Source organism: Caballeronia glathei (genome assembly GCF_000698595.1).
Classification (GTDB): Bacteria; Pseudomonadota; Gammaproteobacteria; order Burkholderiales; family Burkholderiaceae; genus Caballeronia; species Caballeronia glathei.
The window spans coordinates 217237-238814 of the sequence record NZ_JFHC01000001.1 but is presented as its reverse complement, the minus strand read 5'-3'; the positions used below and the strand labels follow the sequence as shown (position 1 = coordinate 238814).

General features: G+C 63.5%; 18 protein-coding genes. 12 read left to right on the top strand and 6 right to left on the bottom strand.

Features of this window, described 5'->3' with window-relative positions:
* The first annotated feature begins 81 nt into the window (after positions 1-81).
* Both BG61_RS01095 and BG61_RS01090 read left to right on the top strand, forming a co-directional pair.
* Complete coding sequence (locus tag BG61_RS01095; protein ID WP_035941283.1) at positions 82-618, top strand: single-stranded DNA-binding protein; 537 nt, start codon at positions 82-84, stop codon at positions 616-618.
* Between the two features lie 134 nt (positions 619-752).
* Positions 753-1391, top strand: a complete 639-nt coding sequence (locus BG61_RS01090) for a LysE family translocator (protein WP_035941281.1) — start codon at positions 753-755, stop codon at positions 1389-1391.
* A gap of 17 nt (positions 1392-1408) precedes the next feature.
* Here the strand turns inward: BG61_RS01090 and BG61_RS01085 are convergent, their stop codons facing one another.
* From BG61_RS01085 to BG61_RS01075, 3 genes are all read right to left on the bottom strand, one after another.
* Positions 1409-2956, bottom strand: a complete 1548-nt coding sequence (locus BG61_RS01085; protein WP_035941524.1) for a methyl-accepting chemotaxis protein — start codon at positions 2954-2956, stop codon at positions 1409-1411.
* Positions 2957-3323: 367 nt separating this feature from the next.
* A complete protein-coding gene (hfq, locus tag BG61_RS39120) occupies positions 3324-3668 on the bottom strand; it encodes an RNA chaperone Hfq (protein WP_035941280.1) in 345 nt (114 codons plus the stop codon).
* Positions 3669-4008: 340 nt separating this feature from the next.
* Positions 4009-4875 carry an SDR family oxidoreductase gene (locus BG61_RS01075; RefSeq protein ID WP_035941278.1) on the bottom strand — a complete coding sequence of 289 codons (867 nt, stop codon included), beginning with the start codon at positions 4873-4875 and terminating at the stop codon, positions 4009-4011.
* Between the two features lie 552 nt (positions 4876-5427).
* On the opposite strand from BG61_RS01075, the gene BG61_RS01070 reads away from it, so the two are divergent.
* The 5 genes from BG61_RS01070 (at position 5428) to BG61_RS01050 (ending at position 12993) form a co-directional block, all read left to right on the top strand.
* Complete coding sequence (locus tag BG61_RS01070) at positions 5428-6075, top strand: response regulator (RefSeq protein ID WP_035941275.1); 648 nt, start codon at positions 5428-5430, stop codon at positions 6073-6075.
* A gap of 157 nt (positions 6076-6232) precedes the next feature.
* Complete coding sequence (locus tag BG61_RS01065) at positions 6233-6910, top strand: response regulator (RefSeq protein ID WP_035941274.1); 678 nt, start codon at positions 6233-6235, stop codon at positions 6908-6910.
* Between the two features lie 103 nt (positions 6911-7013).
* A complete protein-coding gene (locus BG61_RS01060) occupies positions 7014-7658 on the top strand; it encodes a response regulator (protein ID WP_035941272.1) in 645 nt (214 codons plus the stop codon).
* Positions 7659-7811: 153 nt separating this feature from the next.
* Positions 7812-8552 (top strand): aquaporin Z, encoded by a 741-nt coding sequence (gene aqpZ / locus BG61_RS01055; protein WP_051672199.1) that lies wholly within the window; start codon positions 7812-7814, stop codon positions 8550-8552.
* A 25-nt stretch (positions 8553-8577) separates the two neighbouring features.
* A complete protein-coding gene (locus BG61_RS01050) occupies positions 8578-12993 on the top strand; it encodes an ATP-binding protein (RefSeq protein WP_035941521.1) in 4416 nt (1471 codons plus the stop codon).
* A 55-nt stretch (positions 12994-13048) separates the two neighbouring features.
* Here the strand turns inward: BG61_RS01050 and BG61_RS01045 are convergent, their stop codons facing one another.
* The gene (locus BG61_RS01045) at positions 13049-13987 is read right to left on the bottom strand and encodes a LysR family transcriptional regulator (RefSeq protein ID WP_035941270.1); all 939 of its coding nucleotides are present in this window, start codon (positions 13985-13987) and stop codon (positions 13049-13051) included.
* A 447-nt stretch (positions 13988-14434) separates the two neighbouring features.
* Between BG61_RS01045 and BG61_RS01040 the strand changes: the two genes are divergently transcribed.
* The 3 genes from BG61_RS01040 (at position 14435) to BG61_RS01030 (ending at position 17189) form a co-directional block, all read left to right on the top strand.
* On the top strand, positions 14435-15556 hold the full coding sequence (locus tag BG61_RS01040) for a porin (RefSeq protein WP_035941268.1): 1122 nt from the start codon (positions 14435-14437) through the stop codon (positions 15554-15556).
* 179 nt (positions 15557-15735) lie between these two features.
* A complete protein-coding gene (locus tag BG61_RS01035; RefSeq protein ID WP_035941266.1) occupies positions 15736-16176 on the top strand; it encodes a CHRD domain-containing protein in 441 nt (146 codons plus the stop codon).
* 68 nt (positions 16177-16244) lie between these two features.
* Positions 16245-17189, top strand: a complete 945-nt coding sequence (locus BG61_RS01030) for an alpha/beta hydrolase (RefSeq protein ID WP_035941263.1) — start codon at positions 16245-16247, stop codon at positions 17187-17189.
* On the opposite strand, the gene BG61_RS01025 is transcribed toward BG61_RS01030, so the two are convergent.
* Positions 17159-18007 (bottom strand): EcsC family protein, encoded by an 849-nt coding sequence (locus BG61_RS01025; protein ID WP_035941256.1) that lies wholly within the window; start codon positions 18005-18007, stop codon positions 17159-17161. The genes BG61_RS01030 and BG61_RS01025 overlap by 31 nt on opposite strands.
* A 105-nt stretch (positions 18008-18112) precedes the next feature.
* Between BG61_RS01025 and BG61_RS01020 the strand changes: the two genes are divergently transcribed.
* Both BG61_RS01020 and BG61_RS01015 read left to right on the top strand, forming a co-directional pair.
* Complete coding sequence (locus tag BG61_RS01020) at positions 18113-19708, top strand: MDR family MFS transporter (RefSeq protein WP_035941255.1); 1596 nt, start codon at positions 18113-18115, stop codon at positions 19706-19708.
* Between the two features lie 21 nt (positions 19709-19729).
* Positions 19730-20188 (top strand): MarR family winged helix-turn-helix transcriptional regulator, encoded by a 459-nt coding sequence (locus BG61_RS01015; RefSeq protein WP_035941253.1) that lies wholly within the window; start codon positions 19730-19732, stop codon positions 20186-20188.
* Here BG61_RS01015 and BG61_RS01010 read toward each other — a convergent pair.
* Positions 20185-21459 (bottom strand): amino acid deaminase, encoded by a 1275-nt coding sequence (locus BG61_RS01010; RefSeq protein WP_035941252.1) that lies wholly within the window; start codon positions 21457-21459, stop codon positions 20185-20187. The genes BG61_RS01015 and BG61_RS01010 overlap by 4 nt on opposite strands.
* Between the last annotated feature and the right edge of the window lie 119 nt (positions 21460-21578).

Sequence of the window (21578 nt, the reverse complement as noted above, 5' to 3'; positions counted from 1 at the left end):
GGGCGGGCTTCGGGCGGCATCGAGTCCGGCGGGAGCCGCGCTGCGCATCCGGCAGCAAGTATCGAATCAACAGGAGAAATCATGGCATCCGTCAACAAGGTCATTCTCGTCGGGAATCTGGGCGCCGATCCGGAAACCCGCTATCTGCCGAGCGGCGACGCCGTGGCGAACATTCGTCTCGCGACGACCGACCGCTACAAGGACAAGTCGTCCGGCGAGATGAAGGAGCTCACCGAGTGGCACCGCGTATCGTTCTTCGGGCGGCTCGCGGAGATCGTGAACGAGTATTTGAAGAAGGGCTCGTCGGTGTATATCGAGGGCCGTATCCGCACGCGCAAGTGGACCGATCAGGCGGGGCAGGAGCGCTATTCGACCGAGATCGTCGCGGACCAGATGCAGATGCTGGGCGGCCGCGCCGGCGCGGGCGGCGGTGGCGACGAGGGCGGCTACAGCCGCAGCGCGCCTGCCGAGCGCAGTGGTGGTAGCGGCGGACGCGCGCCGGCGGCCGGCGGCCGTGGCGCGGGCGGTGGCGGTGGCGGAGCGAGCGGTGGTTCGAGCCGGTCCAACGCGCCGGCCGGCGGCGGGTTCGACGAGATGGACGACGATATTCCATTCTGAGGCCGACCCGAACGCGGAAGAATGTGTTCCGCCAGCTTCCCGAAAGGGAAGCGCGGCACGATCCAAAGGCGCCTCCGGGCGCCTTTTGTCCAACCGCGAGCCGCGGCTCGCCATCCGACGGCGTCAAACCTCACATGACCGGCAACGCGCTCTTCACCGCAAACGTCCTCTTCGCTTACTCGGCGTATTTCGTCGGAACTGCGAGCCCCGGCCCGAGCAATCTTGCGATCATGTCGATCGCAACGACTTCGGGCAGAAAAGCTGCGTTCATGTTTGCGGCGGGAGTCATGTCGGGATCGTTTTTCTGGGCAACGCTGGCTGCACTCGGGCTGTCCGCGGTGCTGACCGCGTATTCCGGCTTCATCGTCGCGGTCAAGGTCTTTGGTGGGCTTTACCTGCTCTGGCTTGCGTTCAAGTCCGGCCGCTCCGCGCTTGCCGCGAAGCCGGTCGCGCCCGCGTCAGCCGAGAAGCCGCAGTCCTGGCGCCGGCTTTATGCGCGCGGCGCGCTTCTGCATCTGACGAATCCGAAGGCGATTCTCGTGTGGATCTCGGTCGTGGCGCTCGCCTCTCCGGCCGACGCAGGCCACTTCGGCATGATTGCCGTCGTCGCCGGGTGCCTGTGCATCGGCCTCATCGTTTTCGGCGGCTATGCGATGCTGTTCTCGACGTCATCCGCCCGCCGCATCTATGTCGCGATCCGCCGCTGGATGGACGGGTGCCTCTGCGTCGTGTTCGGCATCGCGGGCGTCAGGCTCCTGAGCTCGCGCACGTAGGCGGCGCGACGCGAGCGTCAGACGGTGAAAACCTGTACCGACTGCCGGAGCTGATGCGCCTCTTTCTCCAGCGCCGCCGCGGCGAACGCGGCGTCCTGCACCAGCGCGGCATTCTTTTGCGTCATGCGGTCCATTTGCGACACCGCGTCGTTGATCTGGTCGATCCCCGCGCTTTGCTCGCGCGATGCAGTGGCGATCGCATCGACGAGTTCGGCGACGCCCGTCACCGAGCCCAGCAGTTCCACGATCGTTTCGCCCGCGGCTTTCACCGTTTTCCCGCTCGACTGGACTTCCGTGGTCACATCGTCGAGCAGCGCTGAAATTTCCCTCGCCGACTGCGAACTGCGCTGGGCAAGCGCCCTGACTTCCTGCGCCACCACGGCGAAGCCGCGGCCCGTCGTCCCGGCGCGCGCCGCCTCGACGGCCGCGTTCAGCGCGAGCAGGTTGGTCTGGAAGGCGATGCCCTCGATGACCGACGTAATCTCGCCGATCTGCGCCGAGCGCGCCGACAGGCCGGTCATCCGCCTGACCGCGTCGGCGACGGCGCGGTCGCCTTCGCGCGCCTTGTCCGAGGCAGAGGTCGCGAGCGTGCGTGCCTGCTGTGCGTGGTCCGCGTTCGCTTTGACCGTCGACGCCAGTTGTTCCATGCTCGCCGACGTCTGCTGGATGCTGGCCGCATGCTCCTCGGTGCGCGCGGACAGGTCGCTGTTGCCTGAGTTGATCCCGGCGGTTGCCGTCGCGATCGTCTCGGTGGACGACTTGATATCGCCGATGACGGACGCGAGCCGCGCGCGCATGACGCTCGTCGCGTACATGACGCTTCGCGTGTCGCCCGGCGCAACGGGAACGTTGAATTGCAGGTCGCCCTTTGCAACGCGATGCACGGCCTCGGCCGCAAGCGCGGGTTCGCCGCCGAGCTGCCTGAACAGCGCTCGCGCCATCGACGCGCACAGCACGCCGACCAGCGCGATGCCGCCCAGAATGAACGCGCACACGAGCCACTGCACCTTCCGGCCCAGTTCGCGCGCCCGGTCGTATTCCTGCTGGGCGGCTGTCAGTTGCAGCGCCCTCAGTTCCGTGCTCTCCGACTTTACCGCCTTGACCGTCGGCTCGATCTGCTGCGTGACGACCCACTGCGCTTCGGACAGATTGTTCGCGGCGAGATAGCTGGCGGTCGGCGCAAAGCCCTTGTCGCGCAGCGTTCGCCAGTCGGCGGCGAAGCGCGTCGCGAGTTTTCGTTCCTTGTCGTCAGACAGGTCGCGCGCGTAGGCGCTCAGCAGTTCGTCGATCCTGCCGACACGCCGCCGCGTCGCCTCGAGGACGCTTTGCGTCTTCTGCGCCGACGGATCGAGCACGGCGTCGCTGATCGCGTAGTGGCTCTGGGTGATCAGTTCGTCGATGGTGGAGATGTTCTGCAGCGCCTTCGCGCGTCCGACATACATGTCCCGCAGCGCCTCGTTGCTTCGGGCGACGCCGAAGAGTCCTGCGCCTCCGGCGGCGGCGAGGATGGCCGCGACGGCGCCGGTCAGGATCAGCAGCCGGCTTCTAACGGTAAGGTGAGGCATGACGCGCACGGTGGAATTCGTTGGTGACCGTAGTCGCGTTCGCCCTTGCTCACGTGCGTGAGCCGGATTACGGCGGCGCGGACTACCTGGAACCGGTGCGCCCCCGGCGAAACGGGGCGCATGAGGGATAACCCGGAGTTCCGTTTAACGGCATCCGTGCCGATGAATTCAGTGAATATTTAATGACGCCGTGCACTGTATTGATGCAAGCATGCGCGGCAGTGTTGAGCGTCGGCGCAGGAGGACGAGAGATGCCTGGAAGCGGATTGACCGCAGCGGCGCTGCGCTCGCCACCGCAGGAGATCGCGAGCCTGGATAAGCGGAATCGGCCGGGATTCAGGCCGCTGTCAAAAAACAGCCGTCACAGTCATGAATAGTCCGGTCCGCCTGACTCGCGTTCGCCAGTCGCGGGGCGGCGCTTTCGCGTGACGACCACCGTCGCATTCTCCCTTGCGCCTGGCGCCGGTTTCGGAGCGCTGCGCGCACTCGGCGCACGTCTGCCGGTATCGGGCTGGATGGCCGTAATGGCGTGCTTGTACACGGCCTGAATGCCGGTATGGGTACGCAGCATGACCAGATACTGGTCGAACGATTCGATATGGCCCACGAGCCGCACGCCATTTACGACATATATTTCGACGCGCTTGCGTTCTTTACGCGCCGCGTTGAGCATTTCGTTCTGGGACTGCTGAATCTCGTTCGATATTGACATGGCTGTGGAGATTAGATGCACAAGACGCGCGGCATTTGATACGCAGGGCGTTTGCGTCATCGTTGAATGTTATTCGCTGAATCCGCGCGACGCATGAATGCCGATGCACCGATCGGCATTCCCGATAATCGATAGACGATCGGCATGCAACGAAATTAACCGGCGCCGCGTAAATGCATTGCGACAGAGCGAAAGAGTCTACGCGGAATATATTTAAACCGCTTGTTCCGGCGGACCGATGGCCCGCTCGTTGTTTCCGCGTCACGCGATGAAACAGCCGCCGGCGCACCATGCGGTCGCGGCCTGCGGTTGCGCCGGTACCGTCGAGTCTCGGGGCGCGCTACTTTGACTTGAACATGTCGTCCGAGCGCAGCATGCCGGGCAGCGCCTCGACGAAGAAGTCCGCCTGCAGCGCGGCTCCCGCCTGCACGTCGTACTGCGAGAAATCGCGGACACCGGCGGCGAGCAGCACTTCATCGTCGAGAAAGAAATTCCCCGAGCATTCCCTGGCCGGGCGCGTGAGGATGTAATGCGCGGCGTCGGCGACGATCTCCGGCTTGCGGCACGCCGCGATCATCCGGGCTCCGCCGATCTCGTTCCTTATCGCGGCCGTCGCGATGGCCGTGCGAGGCCACAGCGAATTGACCGCGACGCCGCGCTCCCTGAACTCTTCCGCGAGCGCCAGCGTGAAAAGGCTCATCGTGTATTTCGCGATCGTGTAGGGCGGGAAGTCCTTGAACCACCTGGCGTCGGTGACGAGCGGCGGCGACAGCGTGAGGATGTGCGGATTGGGCGCTTCGAGAAGATGCGGCAGGCACGCCTGCGCGCACACGAACGTTCCTCTGCCGTTGACGCCGTGCATCAGGTCATATCGTTTCACGGGCGTATCGAGCGTGCCCGTCAGCCGGATGGCGCTCGCGTTGTTCACGAGGATATCGATACCGCCGAACATGCCGACGGTCTCGGCAACCGCGGCCTTGACGCGCTCTTCGTCCCGAATATCCACGACGAGCGGAAGTGCCCTGCCGCCGGCCGCTTCAATTGCCGCAGCCGCGGTGTGAATCGTGCCTTCGAGACGCGGGTCCGGATCCGCCGTCTTCGCCGCGATCGCGATGTTCGCGCCGTCGCGCGCCGCTCTCAGGGCGATCGCGAGTCCGATGCCGCGACTGCCGCCGGACATGAACAGGGTCTTGCCTGCAAGGCTCATGGTCGTCTCCCGGGTGTCCGCTCAAGCATACGCTCAGATCGAAAGTCGGACCGAGGCGCGCGATATCGCCGGCAATCTCGTGCCTGCGTCTGTTTTCACCCTCGATGATCGCCGGGCGGGCGCTTCGCAAGTAACTCGTCCTGTGCCTATGTGCCGCATTGCATCGCTCCGCTAACTTTGTCGGCCGCTCCGGATGGTGCGGCGGCAATGGCTGCGATGGTTCCGTGACGGGCCTGCCGGACCGCCATGGAGCTAATCGGACGAATCGTATGGAGCGCGCAAGGTGGCAGTTTTACTCTCACGAAAACTTGGTCGGCAGGCTTTCGGGTGCGCCAAAGAAAGAACTTTGAGAGATCGTCTGACAGCGCCTTGTCGGGATGTGCGGCTTGAAGAGTACGGGTTTGCGCAGCGCATCGGGTGTCACGAATACTCAATGACTGTGAACGTCGGGGTGTGCGGTCATGCTGTTGGACCGCCGCTATGGCAACGGTGCACGGTCAATCACATGCGCATGTGGACTGGAAGCACAAACAATAAGAACAGAGGGCCGAAATGAAGCTTCGAGTCGTATTGGCTGACGATCATCCGTTTGTCCTGCTGGGCATTCGCGCAACGTTTCATGCGGACGAAAGCATGGAAGTGGTGGGTGAGGCAGTGAGCGCGAGCGCGCTGCTCGCATTGCTCGAGACGACACCTTGTGACGTTCTCGTCACGGATTTCGCGATGCCGGAAGGCGGTTCTCAAGCCGAGGATGGCTTGCGCCTCATTCGGCGCGTGCGCCGCGACTGGCCGCATATCAGGATTGTCGTGCTCACGAGCATGAGCAATGTCGCGATTCTCCGTTCCATTCTGACGGCGGGCGCGATGAGCCTGCTCAACAAGGTCGAGTCGATGGACGAAGTCGCGGCCGCCGTCAGATTTGCAGGCGTGGGCCGACGCTACCTGAGCACGTCGATTGTCGCTGCGCTCGCCGTCGCGGGTGCGGAGACCGACGCGCTCGCGGAAGGGCCTCGCCTGTCGCCGCGGGAAATCGAGGTCGTGCGCATGTTCGCGAGCGGCCTGTCGATCACCGAGATCGCGCGTTCGCTCGATCGCGACGTGCGCACGATCAGCCGTCAGAAGCGTGACGCAATGAGCAAACTCGGCGTGCGCAACGACCCGGGCCTGTTCGCCTTTGCCCGCGCGCACGGGCTGACATGATTGCCCGGCGCTGAAAACCGGCTATTGAGATGCATCCGATGTCCGGCGATGCATCGATGGCCGATGCTTAAATTCGTTCTTTCCAGCGGCAAACCAATCCTGCGCCGCGCTGGATGGACGCAACATCCGGACATGAACCCGGAACAGGAGCGGGTAAATGCTTGCGTTCACGCAAAGAATACGACTGGCGATCGCCGATGATCACCCGTTGGTGATACTCGCAATCGAGAGATTGATCGCCAACATTCCGAATATCGAGATCGTTTGCCGGGCGCCTGATTCGGCAGGCCTGGCCGAAGCGCTCGCAAGCGTCGAATGCGACGTCGTCGTGATGGATTTCTTCATGCCCGACGGAAAGCAGGGCGACGGCATCGATCTGATCCGGCACATTGCCAGTACCTATCCGAAGGCGGCAATCGTCGTGCTATCGATGATGACGGATCCCGATCTCATCGCTCGCGCCCTCGAAGCGGGCGCCAACGCGGTCGTGAGCAAGCAGGACCGGCTCGAGCTGATCTATGTGGCGATCGTCACGGTATTGGCGCACGAGGACTATCTCGGTCCTTCGGTCCGGGCGCTTCTCGCCGATGCGAACGCCATGAACCGGGCGGATCTGATTCGCCAGAAGCTGACACGCCGTGAACTGGATGTCATTGCGCGATACGCGAAAGGCGGCAACGTGACCGAAATCGCGAAAGAGCTCGGGCGCAGCGTCAAGACCATCAGCGCGCAGAAATGCGCGGCGATGCGCAAGCTCGATCTGTCGACGGACGCGGAGTTGTATCGGTTCGCCTTCGACAGCGGTCTCGTGAAGACGCGTCCCTCACGCATCTGATGAAGGTGCGAACGGCGTTTGCGTTCGCGCCGCAAGGCGGGCATCCGCCAGCTGTTTTGAGGACGTGAGGTCGCACCGGTCCCGAGGGCGAATGGCAATCACCATGGACAAGACAATCAAGATCATCGTGGCCGACGATCATCCCGTCGCGGTCGAGGGAATCCGCGTCTGGCTCACACGGGATCCGCGGGTCGAAGTGATCGCGACAGCGCACGATTCGCAGTCGCTCGCCGACCTGGTCTCGCGTGCCCCCTGCGATTTTGTCGTGTCCGATATCGGCATGCGCGGGATCAACGGCGAGAGCAACTCGATCGCGTTCCTGAAACTGTTGCTGAAGCAAATGCCGAGGCCGCACATCATCGTCATCACGATGATCGCGCATCGACAGATGCTGGCGGGATTGCTGCAGCTCGGGGTGTCAGGCATCGTAGACAAGCGCGATGGACTCGGTTCGCTCACCGACTGCATCGCCGCCATCCTGAACGGGGAGCGGTTCGTGTCGACTCGCGCAGCCGAGCTCCTGCGCGAGGCACCCTCGGACATGCTGGCGCGCGCCGGCGTGCTGAGCGCCCGCGAGTGGCAAATTTTCCAGCTTTATGCGAGCGGAATCCCGGTTAAGGACATTGCGCACCGTCTCGGGCGAAGCAGCAAGACGATCGGCACGCAGAAGCGCAGCGGAATGCGAAAACTCGGACTCGATTCGGAATGGGATCTGATCGCGTACCTGCAGCAGATCGGGCTCACCTGATATTGCAATGCTGGATCAGAGCTATTGGGATTGTTCTGATATTCGTCATTCTCCTCGCACGTCAGACTTTGGCTCGCCGATTGAGCGGTACGCGCTTGAGTGTCTGACGCCTCCCAACCGGCATCGACTGCCTCCAATGAACCGGGAACCAACGTGATCAGAAGATTGACTGCCGAATGCGCGGGAACCTTCTGGCTCGTTTTCATCGGATGCGGCGTCAGCGTCCTGGGCACGGTCGAATTCGCTCCCGACGCGAGGGTGCTCGAGCAAGCGCTGGCATTCGGACTGTCGGTCACGACCGCTTCGTATGTTTTTCGGTCGATTTCTGGCGGGCATTTCAATCCGGCGGTAACAGTCGGTCTTGCGATCGCCAACCGCTTTCCAATCCGCGATCTCCTTCCGTACATTCTCGCGCAGGTGACCGGCGCCATCGCTGGCGCGATGCTGCTGGGTTTGATCGCGAGCGGGAGACCGGGGTTCGGGACGGCCGTGTCCTCCTTTGGCGCAAACGGATATTTCCTTCATTCTCCGGGCGACTATCAGTTGTGTGCGGCATTTGCGATCGAACTGGTCATGACCTTCGCGTTCGTCACGCTGAATCTTGCTGCGACCAGAAGCAAATCCGCCCGCCTCGACGATCCACTCGTCATCGGCCTCACCACCACGCTGATCTACATCGTGACGATACCGGTGACCGGCGGCTCGGTGAATCCCGCTCGCTCCACCGGCCCCGCAATCGTCGTCGGCGGATGGGCGCTCGACGACTTGTGGCTCTTCTGGGCGGCACCGCTCGCCGGAGCGCTTCTCGCCGGCTTGTCCTACCCCGCGATCTTCGGCGCCTGCAATGGTGAAGACGGAGCAGACCCGAAGATCAGCGACACGCTGTTGCAATAGCGCCAGGATGGAAACCGCAGCCGCCATGCCACGCCCTACACCCTTCTTCTCACGCATGGTGCGTCTTCTTGCGTCCTGCTTCGCGTCATTTGCGTTCCTGTCGGTTGCCGTCAATGCTTATGCCGACCCGCTTCGTGCGATCAGCGCCGAGCGTTCGCTCGAGCAATATCAGGTGCGTACAATCGGCGTCCTGGCGGACGCGGCCGACCCCTCCGCGATGCTGTCACACGGCGAGCCTGCAGGAACGAGCGTCGACGTGCTTCGCGAACTTGCTGGACCGCGTGTCCGGCTCGATGCCCGCGCGTATCACACGATGACCGATTTGATCGCCGCCGCCTGTGCGGGCGATGTCGATATCGTGGCGAGCGTTTCGCGCACCGCCGACCGAGACAGCTGCCTGACGTTTACCGTTCCCTATTCGTTCGACCGCGCGGTGGTGATTGCGCGCGCCAACGAGGACTTTGCGTCGATCTCGCGAGAGGGAACGGGCCGGGTCCTCGTGGCCGTCGAGGACGGTTTCGCACTGGAGCACGTCATCCGCGAGCAGTTCCCGCAAGCACAGATCCGCGTATATCGGGACGGCGCACATGCGCTTCGTGCCGTGGCGCAACATGAGGCCGACGTCTACTTCGGCGTAGCTCCCGGCGCGAGCAGGCTGCTGGATGCGCCCGAGTTCACTGGACTGGCCGTCGTGCAGACGCAAAGCGGTGAATTGAACGAATCGCGGTTTGCCGTGTCCGTCGCCCGCGTTCCATTGCGCAATGACCTCAACGAACGGTTGCTGAAGCTTGGCTCGGAGCGGCTTGCTGCGATCCGCAGCGGATCGCAAGCACGAAACGGTCTGGCGGCCGGCTCGCACAAGCCGCTCCTGCTGAGCGACGAGGAGCGAGCCTATTTGCGCTCGTTGCCGCCGATCCGCGTCGGGTTCGACACCAACTGGCCGCCGTTCATCTATCTGGATTCAAAGGGACGCGTGAGCGGAGTTGCCGCCGCGTATGTGGACTATCTTGCAAGGTCGCTCGGGGTGCGGTTCGAACGCCATCCTTACGCGGATTGGACCGCCGTCTCGAACGCGTTTGCTCGTGGCGACATCGACGCGATGGTCACCTCGGAGCAGGGCACGTCCAGGCTGGGCGGTGCCGCATTGAGCGAGTTCCACGACACTTATCCGCTCGTCATGGTCGGGCGCCATGGACAAGCCGTCGCGAAAAGCCTGGACGATCTTCCGGTGCAGCGGCTTGCGGTGAGCCAGCGCCTCGCTGCGGACAGCAGTCTTGCCAATCTCGCGCCGCGCATGAGGCTCGTCGTCGTACAGGATCTCGCGACGGCGCTCGAGCGCGTCGCGAATGGCGACATCGATGTGGCGATCGGGGACCTCGCCACCGTCGATGCCGCGTTGTCGTCCCGCTACGGCGACCAGTTGAAGATCCTTGGTCCCGTCGGCAAGTTCGAGCGCGTCGGCCTCGCGCTTCGGCCCGACTTGAGCGGCCTCGCGCCGCTCATCGACCGGGCCATCGCCGCGATGCCCGACGCGGAAACGCAAAAGATCAAGCTCGCCCGGCAAACCGCGTTGGCGAAACAGCAAGGAGGCTGGAGCGTGAATGCGCTTCGCCTGCTGCCCGCGCTGATTGCCATCGGCGTGGTGCTGGCTGTGACGCTGCGCGCGTTCGTGCTGCTGCAGCGCGAGATGAGCCGTCGCGTGGAGACTGAAAAGCGCCTCGCCACACAGCTGAGCTTTCAGCGCACGATGATGGAAGTCGTGCCGTATCCGCTCGTCGTCAAGGATCTGGACAATCGCTATGTCGCTGTCAATCGCGCGTTCGAGCAAACGCTCGGCGTGCGGCGCGAGGATATCATCGGGCGCTCGACGCTCGACGTCCTGCCATGGGGGCCGGAATGCAGCCCGAAGATGCACGATCTGACTGCGTTGAGCATCCAGAGCGCGCATCGCCAGGAGGTCGAGACGGCGTTTTGTAACGCGCGAGGCCAGACGCGTCACGGACTTTTCTGGACGAGCACCTTCAGCGCCGCCGACGGATCGATGGCGGGCATCGTCGGCACGATGATCGATATCACGGATATCCGCGACGCCGAAATGCGCGCACGCGAAAACGAGCGGCGCCTGCACGATGTCACGCATTCGCTGCCCGCGGTGGTCTTTCAGTTGCGGCGCGGGCCCGACGGAGAGTACAGCTTCCCGTATATCGGCGGTGACACGCGGCAACTGTTCGGCGCGGACCTCGCGACGCTCGACAGTGACCGCCTTTCCAGGCTTTCGCACATCCATCGCGGGGACAAGCGGGCGGTGCGCGACGTGATCGAACGATCGGCGTCCACGCTCGAACCCGTGCATATCGAATTCCGCTCGACTGTGGATGGCGGCAAGCGCTGGATACGCTGCGATCTGGTCGCACACGAAGAGGACGACGGATCTGTCGTGTGGAGCGGCTACTGGGCCGACGCGAGCATCGAGCATGCGCGGGCCGACGAGCTGGCACGGGCACGCGACACCGCGGAAGCCGCGTCGCGGGCGAAGGACGATTTCCTGGCGATGATGAGCCACGAAATCCGTACGCCGATGAACGGTGTGCTCGGTCTCGTCGAAGTATTCGAGAACACGCCGCTCAGCGCGGATCAGGCGCAGATGCTCGGCATGATTCAGGACTCGGCGAGCGCGCCGCTCCAGATCCTCGATGACCTGCTCGACTATTCCAAGATCGAGGCGGGCCGGCTCTCGATCGAATCGACAGCGATAGACCTGCGCGAACTCGTCGACAACGCTGTCGGCTTGCTCGCCGGCCAGGCACACGAAAAGGGTCTGCGGGTTCGCGTCGACGTCGCACCCGAAGTGGCGGCGAGCGTGCGGGGTGACAGCGTCCGGCTGCGTCAGGTGATGTTCAATCTGATGAGCAACGCGATCAAGTTCACGATCAGAGGTGAAGTATCGCTGGGCATGCGAGTGATCGAGGATCGCGGGACGGAGCAGGTCCTCGAACTCTGCGTGGAAGACACGGGCATCGGCATCGCACCGGACGCGCAGGCGAAGCTTTTCGAGCCGTTCGTGCAGGCGGAGACGTCGACGACCCGCCGCTTTGGTGGAACCGGCCTCGGCCTGACGATTTGTTCGAAACTCGTAGCGTTGATGGGCGGCAGGCTCGAACTGCAGAGCGAACGTGGCGTCGGTACGCGCATGATCGTGCAGTTGACCATGTCGGTCGAAGCCGCGCACTACCAGATCGACGGCTTGCGCGGCAAGAAGGCGATTGTCGCGATCGACGATGCGCGCGTGGCTCGCGCGCTCGTCGGCTATGGCCGTGCATTGGGACTCGTTTTGCGCGTGTTGCCAAGCGATGACTCGGCCCTGCACGTCCGGGACACGTTCGACGGCGTCGATCTGGTTTTTCTCAGTGACGCACGCAAGGAACGCTTGCCGGTCGACTTGCGCGTCATCCATGTGACCGAAAAGCCGAAGCCGACCGGCTATCGGATTCTCGAAGACGATATCCGCGTAAGCGTGAATCCGATCTCGTGGCGCGGTCTTGGCGCCGCGTGCGTCGGTGCGCTGACGGGCATGCCGCAAATCGTGTCGCGCGCAACGCATGGCATCGAACCCCGGATGGAAGCGCCGGATCGCGACAGGGCGTTGCGAGCCGGCCGCCTCGTGCTCGTCGCGGAGGATCATCCGGTGAATCAGGAACTGATCCGGCATCAGCTTTCGTTGCTGGGTTTCGCATGTGACGTCGTGCAGGATGGCGTGGAGGCGCTCGCAGCGCTGAGGAACACGCGCTACGGCTTTCTGATCACCGACTGTCACATGCCCAACATGACTGGCTACGAGCTTGCGCGGCGCGTGAGATCGGGGGAGCAGGGGGCGTCCGGGCGGCTGCCGATTCTCGGTATCACCGCGAGCACGGCACCGGAAGAGCTTTCGATGTGCCGGGAGGCCGGCATGGACGACTGTCTTATCAAGCCGACCCGGCTCGCAACCCTGCGCGAACATCTGAACCGTTGGCGGGCGGGCGACGCGGCGCCCGCGATCGATATGGAGGCGACGAGGGCTCCGGTGACGCGGCCCGCTGCCGCGATCACGCCGCATTCCGACGACGAGCTCGACTTCACCTACATGACGCAGCTCTGGGGCAGCGAGGCGACGGTCAAGGCTCTGATGGATTCGTTCGTGTCGTCGTTCCGAGATGATCTCGCGGCGCTCAGGCCATTGCTCGAAGACGGCACTGTCGATCAGTTGAGGCAATGGCACCATCGCGTGTTCGGAGCGGCGAGCGTACTGCAATATAAGCCGCTGCTCGATGCACTCGATGCGTTCCGCCGCGATCTCTGCGATAAGTCCGCCGCGCGCAGACGGCGGGACGGCGTCGCGTTGATCGCGCGGTGCGAGATTCTGCTCGAGCGGATAGAAGGGCAGTGCGCGGCGATGGCCTAGGTCGGACGGATGGACGACAGCGCGGCTACGGCCGCGCTTTTCTTCGCGGCGGCAATCACGCGTGTGGCGCGGCCTGTATCTGTGCCGCCGCCGGCGGGACGTGACGAAAATAGGCAAGCGCGAAATCAACGAACGAACGTGTCTTAGCGGACACATGCCTGCGCCCGGGATACACCAGCGAAACTTCCTTGTCCGCGTCCCTTATCGCAAACCCCGGCAAGAGACGTATGAGCGCACCCGTCTCGATGTCGTCCGCAACGTGACTTTCCGGCAGCACGGTAATGCCCATCCCGGATAGCGCCGCCTGACGCAGCATCTGCGAGTTGTTGACGGCGTAGCACGGATCGAGCGCCACATCTTCGCTGACGCCCGACGCGCTCGTGAAGGACCAGGTCGGCCCGTGAATATCGGACGATGGCGCGAGAAATGCGTGCCGGGCGAGCGCGGCCGGACGGGCCGGCGTTCCGTGTTCCGCCAGGTAGCCGGGAGACGCGACCACGACCGGCGTCAACGTGAACAGCGGACGATTGATCAGCGTCCCGCTGTTCACCAGCCTGGGCACGACGATGCCGACATCAAACCCCTCTTCGACGAGATCCACCGGCCGGTGAAGCAGCGTCAGCCGCAGCTTCACGTTGGGAAAACTCTTGCGATATGCGCGCAGAAGCGGCGTGAGTCCGAGCAGAGAGAACGATGCTGATGCTGCCACTCTGAGCGTGCCGGAGGGATCGATCGAACTGTTCGAGATGGCCGATTCGATCGCCTCGATTTGCTCGAGCACCGCCTTGCATCCCTGCGCATAGGTTTGGCCGGCTTCGGTGAGCGAAACGCTGCGGGTAGTCCGGTTCAGCAGGCGGGTGTTGAGATGGGTTTCGAGAAGGGCGACATAGCGGGTGACCACCGCATTGGACAGATCGAGCCCCGCTGCTGCACGGCCGAACGACCCCGCCTCGGCGACCTTCAGGAAAACGCGCATGGCTTGCAGATGATTCATTGTCCGGTGGTCGTGTGGCGCGCTGACGGGTGAGCGCGCATGACAGGAATCGCGAGCCGCACAACTGCCAAGCCCGCAACGCGTGCGCGATCCTAATCGAGAAAAATGCGCGCATGAATAGGATCTGTCCGAATGCGCTTACTTATTTGTATCGAGTCACTATCGTATGGATGCAACTCTGAAAACTAATTCGGAGTTCGTATAAATTTTCGAGATAGATGTAAGCCCATGGCATTAAAGCGCTTATCCGTATCGAAATTGCATTTTTTGAATTAATCGAAATGCTTTTTGTGCTTCCTTTGCTGACTGCTCCAAAACCGCACGCCATAAACTTCGGTCTGCCGAATAGGGGTGTCAGGCTAAACCGGAGACGCGGTGCTCTGAAAGAGAAACGGCGCCGCGCTTAGCAACCAAATCGGGTCGCGAGACTCGTTCAAAGGATCACACATGAAAAAGACTCTGATTGTGGCGGCCGTATCCGCTTCTTTTGCGACTGCCGCGAGTGCGCAGAGCAGCGTCACGCTATACGGTATTGTCGATGCCGGCCTCACGTACGTGAACCATGAAGTTGCCAATAACGAGAAGGGCTACGGCCCGGCGTATCGTTTGTCGAGCGGCAACCTCCAGGGCAGCCGCTGGGGCCTGCGCGGCGCTGAAGATCTCGGCGGCGGCATGAAAGCGATCTTCACGGTCGAGAGCGGATTCAATATCAACGACGGCACGTCCGCGCAGGGCGGACGACTGTTCGGCCGTCAGGCTTACGTCGGTATGTCGAGCAACTTCGGTACCGTGACGCTCGGTCGTCAGTACGACTCGGTCGTCGACTATATCGGTCCGCTGACGGCCAACGGCAGCTGGGGTGGCACGTACTTCTCGCACCCGTTCGACAACGACAATACGGACAACTCGTTCCGTATCAATAACTCGATCAAGTACCAGAGCGCCAACTACGGCGGTTTCACATTCGGTGGCCTGTACGGCTTCTCGAACCAGGCGGGCGGGTTCGCGTCGAATCGTGCGTATAGCGTCGGTGCCGGCTATCAGAATGGTCCGATCAAACTGGCGGCCGCATACTTGCAAACGCAAGGCACCAATTCGGGCGTGACGGGTGGCGCGATCCAGGACGGCGCGTTCGGCTCCAACGGATTTGCGGTTCCGAGCGAAAGCCAGCGTACGTACGGTGTCGGCGGCAGCTACGCGTTCGGCGCGGCGACGGTGGGCGCGGTGTTCACGCAGAGCCGCTTCCAGTTCGCGCTGGGTGACGCTTCCACGCGCTTCAACAACTATGAAGTCAATGCGCGTTACAACCTGACGCCGGCGCTGGCACTGGGCGCGGCCTACACGTACACGCAGATGCTGAACAAGACGCCTGGAGATCCGAGCGGCTCGAGCCACTGGAACCAGTTCGGCTTGCAGGCTGACTATGCGTTGTCGAAGCGGACTGATCTCTATGCGGAAGGGGTTGTTCAATTGTCGGGCGAAGACGGCATCACCCAGATCTACGGCACGAGGCGGTCGCCGATGTCGAATCAGGTCGTCGTGTCGACAGGTGTCCGTCACCGCTTCTAAAGCGGCTTGAGTTTTGAGCAGCAGCAAAAAGGCACCGCGAGGTGCCTTTTTTGCATTGGCGACGCGCGGCACCCATCGTCGTGACCGACGCAAGCCCAAATGCACTAACATGGAGCGAGCGACAGGCGCATGCGCGGCGGGCGCTCACGCGCGGCTTGTACGCATCCAGGAGAGCGATAATGATTTCAACATTCAGACCACGGGTTGGCCTGGCGCTGGCGCTGTCGGTTTTGATTTCAGGCACGGCGTTCGCCGATACGGTCGCATTGACGGCAAATCTGCAACCGTCGAGCGAAGTGCCGCCTCGCGTGAGCAAGGGGCACGGCATACTCGATGCCACCTTCGACACGTCCTCCAAGACGCTGACGTGGACCGCCACCTATGCCGAACTCTCCGGGCCGGTCACGATGGCGCACTTCCACGGGGCCGCTCCGGTCGGCCAGAATGCGAAAGTGCAGGTACCGGTCGACAAGGGCGCGCTTGCGAGCCCGATGAAGGGGCAAGCGACGCTCACGGATCAGCAGGTCACCGATCTGATGGCCGGACAGTGGTATTTCAATGTGCATACGGCGGAGAACCCGGGCGGCGAGATTCGCGGTCAGGTGATGCCGGCCAACTAGCACCGGGAACGCCGGGGCTGACCCGGCGTCGATCGCGTGAACGGTGACATCGAAAGGAAACTGCCCTCATGAGCTGGCAGAACGCGCTGGCGTGCTGGATCGTGCGGCGTCGACTGCGCCCGGAGACGGCGAAGCCTGAAATCAGTGTCGAGCGTGCACGGGCTTATACGTCGAAGCGCGTCTGGACGCCGAAGGTGCCGCGCGGATGGCGCCTTACCCCCCGATACGAACCCGGCGACGCTCCGTTGCGCGGCGAATGGCTGGAAGCCGATCCGCCTCAGCAGACCACCATCCTCTATCTGCATGGCGGCGGCTATTATTTTTGCTCGCCGCGCAGCCATCGCACGATTGTCTTCGCGCTTGCCACGCGCGCCCGAGCACGTGTGTTTTCGCTCGATTACCGTCTCGCGCCGGAGCATCGCTTTCCGGCCGCGCTCGACGACGCCGTCGCCGCCTATCGTCAACTGCGCGCGGACGGCGTTCCCGCGCAATCCCTGGTCGTCGCGGGCGATTCTGCCGGCGGCGGCCTCGCGCTCGCAACACTGCTCGCGCTGCGCGACGCCGGCGACGCGCTGCCCGCCTGTGGACTGCTCTTTTCGCCCTGGACGGACCTCGCGTCGACGGGCGCGTCGATCAGGACGAACGACGGGCGCGATCCGATGTTCTTCGGCGCGTCCCTTGGACGTGCCGCGCGGCTGTATCTGGGCGATGCCGACGCGACCAACCCTTACGCGTCGCCGCTATACGGCCGCTTCGACGGCCTTCCGCCGCTCCTGATACAGGTTGGCGATACGGAAGTCCTGCTCGACGATTCGACGCGCATCGCCGAAAAGGCCCGCGCGGCGGGCGTGGCCGTCGACTTCGGGATCTGGCCGAAGGTGCCGCACGGGTTCCAGCTTTGCGCGCCGTTCATGCCGGAAGCGAACCGCGCGCTGGAACACGCCGCCAGGTTCATTCAGCGAACCACGGCGCCTTCGCCGGTTCATCGGTTGCCGGAAACGTCGAGCGTCTGATACGCGCGCTCGACCGCAACCGGCCCATACTGCCGCTCGAGCCTGCGCACGGTGAAATGGCCGTGCGCCATCTGCTGGAAATGGTCGATGAACACGGTGTTCACCATCGCGCCCAGCACGGCGCCGATGGCCGGAATCGATTTGGCGGCAACCTGCTCGCTCACCTGCACCGAAAAGCGCGACGCGACGGTCTGCAGGAACTTGAGCAGCGCCGTCGATCCGTGGCTGCCCAATCCCTTCGCCGCAATCTCGTTGGTCGCCCGCGACACCGACTGCGCGAGCGCACTGCGCACGATGAAATAGCCGAGGTCGGCGTTGTCGTCGCTTTTGCCCGGGCCGCCCATGCCGAGCACCATCATGCATTGCAGCTGGGTGTCGATCCGGTGCACGTCCTCGCCCTCGCTGCGCGCGATGTCGCAGATCGAGCGGAACATCAGCGTGGTCGTGACCGGCAACTCGACCGGCAGCGCGAAGAGCCCGAACGCGCCGCCCGCGGCGCCGGTCGTCGCCACCGCAAGCTTGTGCATCAGGTTGTGCGGCTTGTCGGGCGGCGGCGCCATCAGCGATCCGGCCGGCGACGACTTGCCGAGCGTGCGCAACGCAAGCTGCAGGCATTTCTTGAGCGCGAGTTGCGTCGCCTCGTCGACTTTCTCCTGCGCGGCGCCCGGCATTCTTCCCATCAGTTTTTCGATCGGCGCGCCGACGACGCTCGCGAGCTTCATTGTCAGCGACGGGCTTTCGAGCGCCTCCTTCGCGCGACGCAGCGCCGCGAGATCGTCGGAGGAAAGGGGCGAGGTGGCGATCGGCGTCGGTTCCATTTTTTCTTTGTGCGGGTGAAAAGAATGCGTCAGTGAGCAGATTAGAGCCTTTTCACGTGCTAAAATTCTTTTTCAGTTGACTCGTCAATCATTGTGTGATCAAAAATGGCCGTTCATACAGCCGCTAATCATTCAACCGGGCAGGTCCTTCCGTTCCGCGAATCGCTGATGGCGATGCTCGGGATCTCTTTCGTGACGATGCTCGTCGCGCTCGACCAGACCGTGGTCGGCACGGCGCTGCCGACGATCGTTGCCGAACTCAAGGGTTTCAGCCTTTATGCGTGGGTTGCCACGTCGTATCTCCTGACTTCGGTCGTCACGGTGCCGATTTTCGGGCGCCTCGGCGACTACTACGGGCGCCAGCCGTTCGTGATCGCGTCGATCATCGTGTTCACCGTGGCCTCCGTGCTCTGCGGGCTCGCGAACAGCATGCTGTTCCTGGTCGTCGCGCGCGGGTTGCAGGGCATCGGCGGCGGCATGCTGGTGGGTACCGCGTTTGCCTGCATCGCCGACCTGTTTCCGGACTCCGTCGTGCGCCTGCGCTGGCAGGTGCTGATGAGTTCGGCGTTCGGCATCGCGAACGCGGTCGGGCCGTCGCTCGGCGGGATTCTCACGCAGTACTACGGCTGGCGCTCGGTGTTCTACGTGAATCTGCCGGTCGGCGTGCTGTCGCTCTTTTTCGTCTGGCGATTCCTGCCGCATCTGCGGCATGTGGCGCACGAAGGCAAGATGCGTCTCGACTGGCCCGGGGCCGCGCTGATCGCGGTTGCGCTCGGTTCGCTGCAGATGTTCGTCGAGATGGTGCCGAGGTACGGCGCGAGCGTCGTGACGGTCGCGCTGATCCTGGTGAGCGTCGCGAGCGCGGTCGCGCTGTGGAAGTGGGAGAAGCGGTGCGACTACGCGATTCTTCCCCTCGACATGTTCCGCAACAAGAGTCTCGCCGCGCTGTTCACGCTGGCAATTCTCGGCGGATTCACGATGTTTTCGCTGCTGTTCTACGCGCCGCTGCTGTTCCAGGGCGGCTTCGGCATGTCGCCCAAGGACGCCGGGCTGCTGATTACGCCGCTCGTCGTGTTCATCACGATCGGCAGCATCGTCAACGGACGGATCGTGACGCGCCTGAAAAACGCGAACGTGATGCTCTACGTCGGCTTCGGCCTGCTGGTAGTGGCGTGCCTCGGCGTCGTGATCGCCACGCACGCGATGCCGCGTTCGATCCTGATGGTGTTCATGCTGATCGGCGGCCTGGGACTCGGCTTCGTCATGCCGAATCTGACCGTGTTCGCGCAGCAGACGGCGGGGCGGCAGCATCTGGGCATCGCGACGGCGCTGCTGCAGTCGCTGCGCATGATCGGCGGGATGATCGGCACGGCGCTGACCGGCACGCTGGTGGCGCACCTGTACGCGAGCGGCGTTCAGCTCGCGCTGGAAAAGGATCACGCCACGCACTGGCTGAGCGATCTTGCCGATCCGCAAATCCTGATCAACCGCGAGGCGCAGGACACGCTGCTCTCGCAATTGACGGCGGCGGGGCACAATGGTGCGTTGCTGCTCGAATCGGCGCGCGAGGCCCTGGTGGCCGCGATCCACATCGGGCTTGCGCTCGCGGCGGTGGTCGCGGTGATTTCGCTGTGGCAGTCGCGGCGCGTGCCGCCCGTGCGCCTGAAGGGTCCCGTCGACAAGACGATCCTCGCCGAATAACCTCGTTGGAAGCGAATTGCCATGGAAGAACAGGACCGCATCGCCGTCGTGCAGCAGTTCGGGCGCACGTACCGGGCGTTCATGTCGGCGTTCGAAACGCAGGTCGGCCAGCCGATGCCGCGCTGGCGCATCCTGCTCGCGCTGCATGAGCACGCGGGCGAACTGTCGCAGAAGAAGCTCGTCGAGCGCCTGCGCGTCGATCCGGGCGCGCTCACGCGGCAATTGAAGGCGCTCGAAGCGCTGGGCTGGATCGCGCGCAGTGTCGATCCGCGCGACAACCGCATTTCGAACGTCGTGCTGACCGAAGAGGGGCGCGCCGCCGCCGAAGCCGGGCTGCCGCGCAGGAACGCGTTCCTGCACGATACGATGGCCTCGCTTCCCGACGACGCCATCGCCGCGCTGTCCGGCGCGCTGCGCATGCTGGAGCAGCGCATCCAGGAAGTGGCGGCCGCCAGTGCCGCCACGAACGAAGACGCTTAAAAGAACGTTTCGATTACTTCCGTCACGCGATACTTCGGATCGACCACGAGCACCTGGCGCCATTTGTCGAACGTGAGGCAGGGATGCGAGATGTCGAAGGCGATCATGTCGCCGACCTTCACGTCGTCGCCCGGCTTGATGCGCAGATACGCGTGCTGGTCCATCAGGCCGAAGATTTCCCAGCCTTCGTCGGGCGTGACATCGCGCGGAGCCTCCGTTCCCGGACGATAATGCCGCGCCGGCTCGGGCATCCCGGCGTCGAAGGCGGAATCGCGCTTGCCGAGACCGATGATCGCGCGATCCGGCTCGGGAATCGACTGGACATACGCCCACAGCTGCAGCGCCGGCTTGAGCCCTTCGCCCATCTTCTTCGCGATCGGGTTGCGCGCGAAGATCTCGTTCTGCGCCTTCTTGTAGATGCCGACATCGTGCGTCAGATAGCAGCCCGGGCGCAGCACGACCTCGATCACGTCGCTGTTTGCCTTCGCGAATTCGTCTGCGACGACGTCATACCACGCCGACCCCGCGCCCGACAGAATCGCGGGCTTGCGCGTGATCTTTCCTTGCGCGACGAGCGAGCGCGTGATCGTCACCGCGCCTTGCAGGAACTCGCGCACTTTCGATTCGTCCTGCAGCACGCCTTCGTACAATTCGACGCCCGCCAGATGAATCGTGCCCGGCCAGCGCGCGATGGCCGCCAGCACGGCTTCGCGCTGCGCGTCGTCGCGTACGCCGGTGCGCCCGCCCGGCACGCCCAGCTCGATCAGCACGTTCAGCTGCTTCTTCACGTCGCTGAAAAATGCGCCGAGCTGATCCACGCCGTCGGCTGAATCGACGAGACAGAAGAACTCGAAGTTCGGGTCGGTCAGCAGTTCCGCGATCATGCCCATGTTGCGCTTGCCGACCAGCTGGTTCGCGAGCAGCACGCGCTGCACGCCGCCGCGATACGCCGCGCGCACCTGATGCGCGGTCGCGAGCGTGATGCCCCACGCGCCGGTTTCGAGCTGGCGGCGGAAAAGCTGCGGCGCCATGGTCGTCTTGCCGTGCGGCGCGAGCTTCACGCCGTATTGCGCGACGAACGCCTGCATCCATTTCAGGTTGTGCTCGATGCGCTCGGCGTACAGGACGGCGGCGGGCAGGCTCACGTCTTCGTCCAGCAGATTCCATTCGAGACGCGCCGCGTCGGCGAGCTGGATGCTCGTGCCCGGAACCATGCCGAGGCCCTTGCCGAACGGGTCGATCGTCGCACTTTGATAGTTTGTAACTTTCATTCGCTGCTACTCCATCGTCCGTTTAAATAGAGTTCTGTCGATGCTTAACTGGCGCCAAGGTTGACGTTCACATGGTACCGAAAGTACGATGCGTGATAAATTGTTATTTAGTACCACGC

Bases quoted from the DNA above. Each gene is read 5' to 3' on its own strand.
- BG61_RS01095 (WP_035941283.1), top strand. From the start codon at position 82: ATGGCATCCGTCAACAAGGTCATTCTCGTCGGGAATCTGGGCGCCGAT.
- BG61_RS01090 (WP_035941281.1), top strand. From the start codon at position 753: ATGACCGGCAACGCGCTCTTCACCGCAAACGTCCTCTTCGCTTACTCG.
- BG61_RS01085 (WP_035941524.1), bottom strand. From the start codon at position 2,956: ATGCCTCACCTTACCGTTAGAAGCCGGCTGCTGATCCTGACCGGCGCC.
- hfq (WP_035941280.1), bottom strand. From the start codon at position 3,668: ATGTCAATATCGAACGAGATTCAGCAGTCCCAGAACGAAATGCTCAAC.
- BG61_RS01075 (WP_035941278.1), bottom strand. From the start codon at position 4,875: ATGAGCCTTGCAGGCAAGACCCTGTTCATGTCCGGCGGCAGTCGCGGC.
- BG61_RS01070 (WP_035941275.1), top strand. From the start codon at position 5,428: ATGAAGCTTCGAGTCGTATTGGCTGACGATCATCCGTTTGTCCTGCTG.
- BG61_RS01065 (WP_035941274.1), top strand. From the start codon at position 6,233: ATGCTTGCGTTCACGCAAAGAATACGACTGGCGATCGCCGATGATCAC.
- BG61_RS01060 (WP_035941272.1), top strand. From the start codon at position 7,014: ATGGACAAGACAATCAAGATCATCGTGGCCGACGATCATCCCGTCGCG.
- BG61_RS01050 (WP_035941521.1), top strand. From the start codon at position 8,578: ATGCCACGCCCTACACCCTTCTTCTCACGCATGGTGCGTCTTCTTGCG.
- BG61_RS01045 (WP_035941270.1), bottom strand. From the start codon at position 13,987: ATGAATCATCTGCAAGCCATGCGCGTTTTCCTGAAGGTCGCCGAGGCG.
- BG61_RS01040 (WP_035941268.1), top strand. From the start codon at position 14,435: ATGAAAAAGACTCTGATTGTGGCGGCCGTATCCGCTTCTTTTGCGACT.
- BG61_RS01035 (WP_035941266.1), top strand. From the start codon at position 15,736: ATGATTTCAACATTCAGACCACGGGTTGGCCTGGCGCTGGCGCTGTCG.
- BG61_RS01030 (WP_035941263.1), top strand. From the start codon at position 16,245: ATGAGCTGGCAGAACGCGCTGGCGTGCTGGATCGTGCGGCGTCGACTG.
- BG61_RS01025 (WP_035941256.1), bottom strand. From the start codon at position 18,007: ATGGAACCGACGCCGATCGCCACCTCGCCCCTTTCCTCCGACGATCTC.
- BG61_RS01020 (WP_035941255.1), top strand. From the start codon at position 18,113: ATGGCCGTTCATACAGCCGCTAATCATTCAACCGGGCAGGTCCTTCCG.
- BG61_RS01015 (WP_035941253.1), top strand. From the start codon at position 19,730: ATGGAAGAACAGGACCGCATCGCCGTCGTGCAGCAGTTCGGGCGCACG.
- BG61_RS01010 (WP_035941252.1), bottom strand. From the start codon at position 21,459: ATGAAAGTTACAAACTATCAAAGTGCGACGATCGACCCGTTCGGCAAG.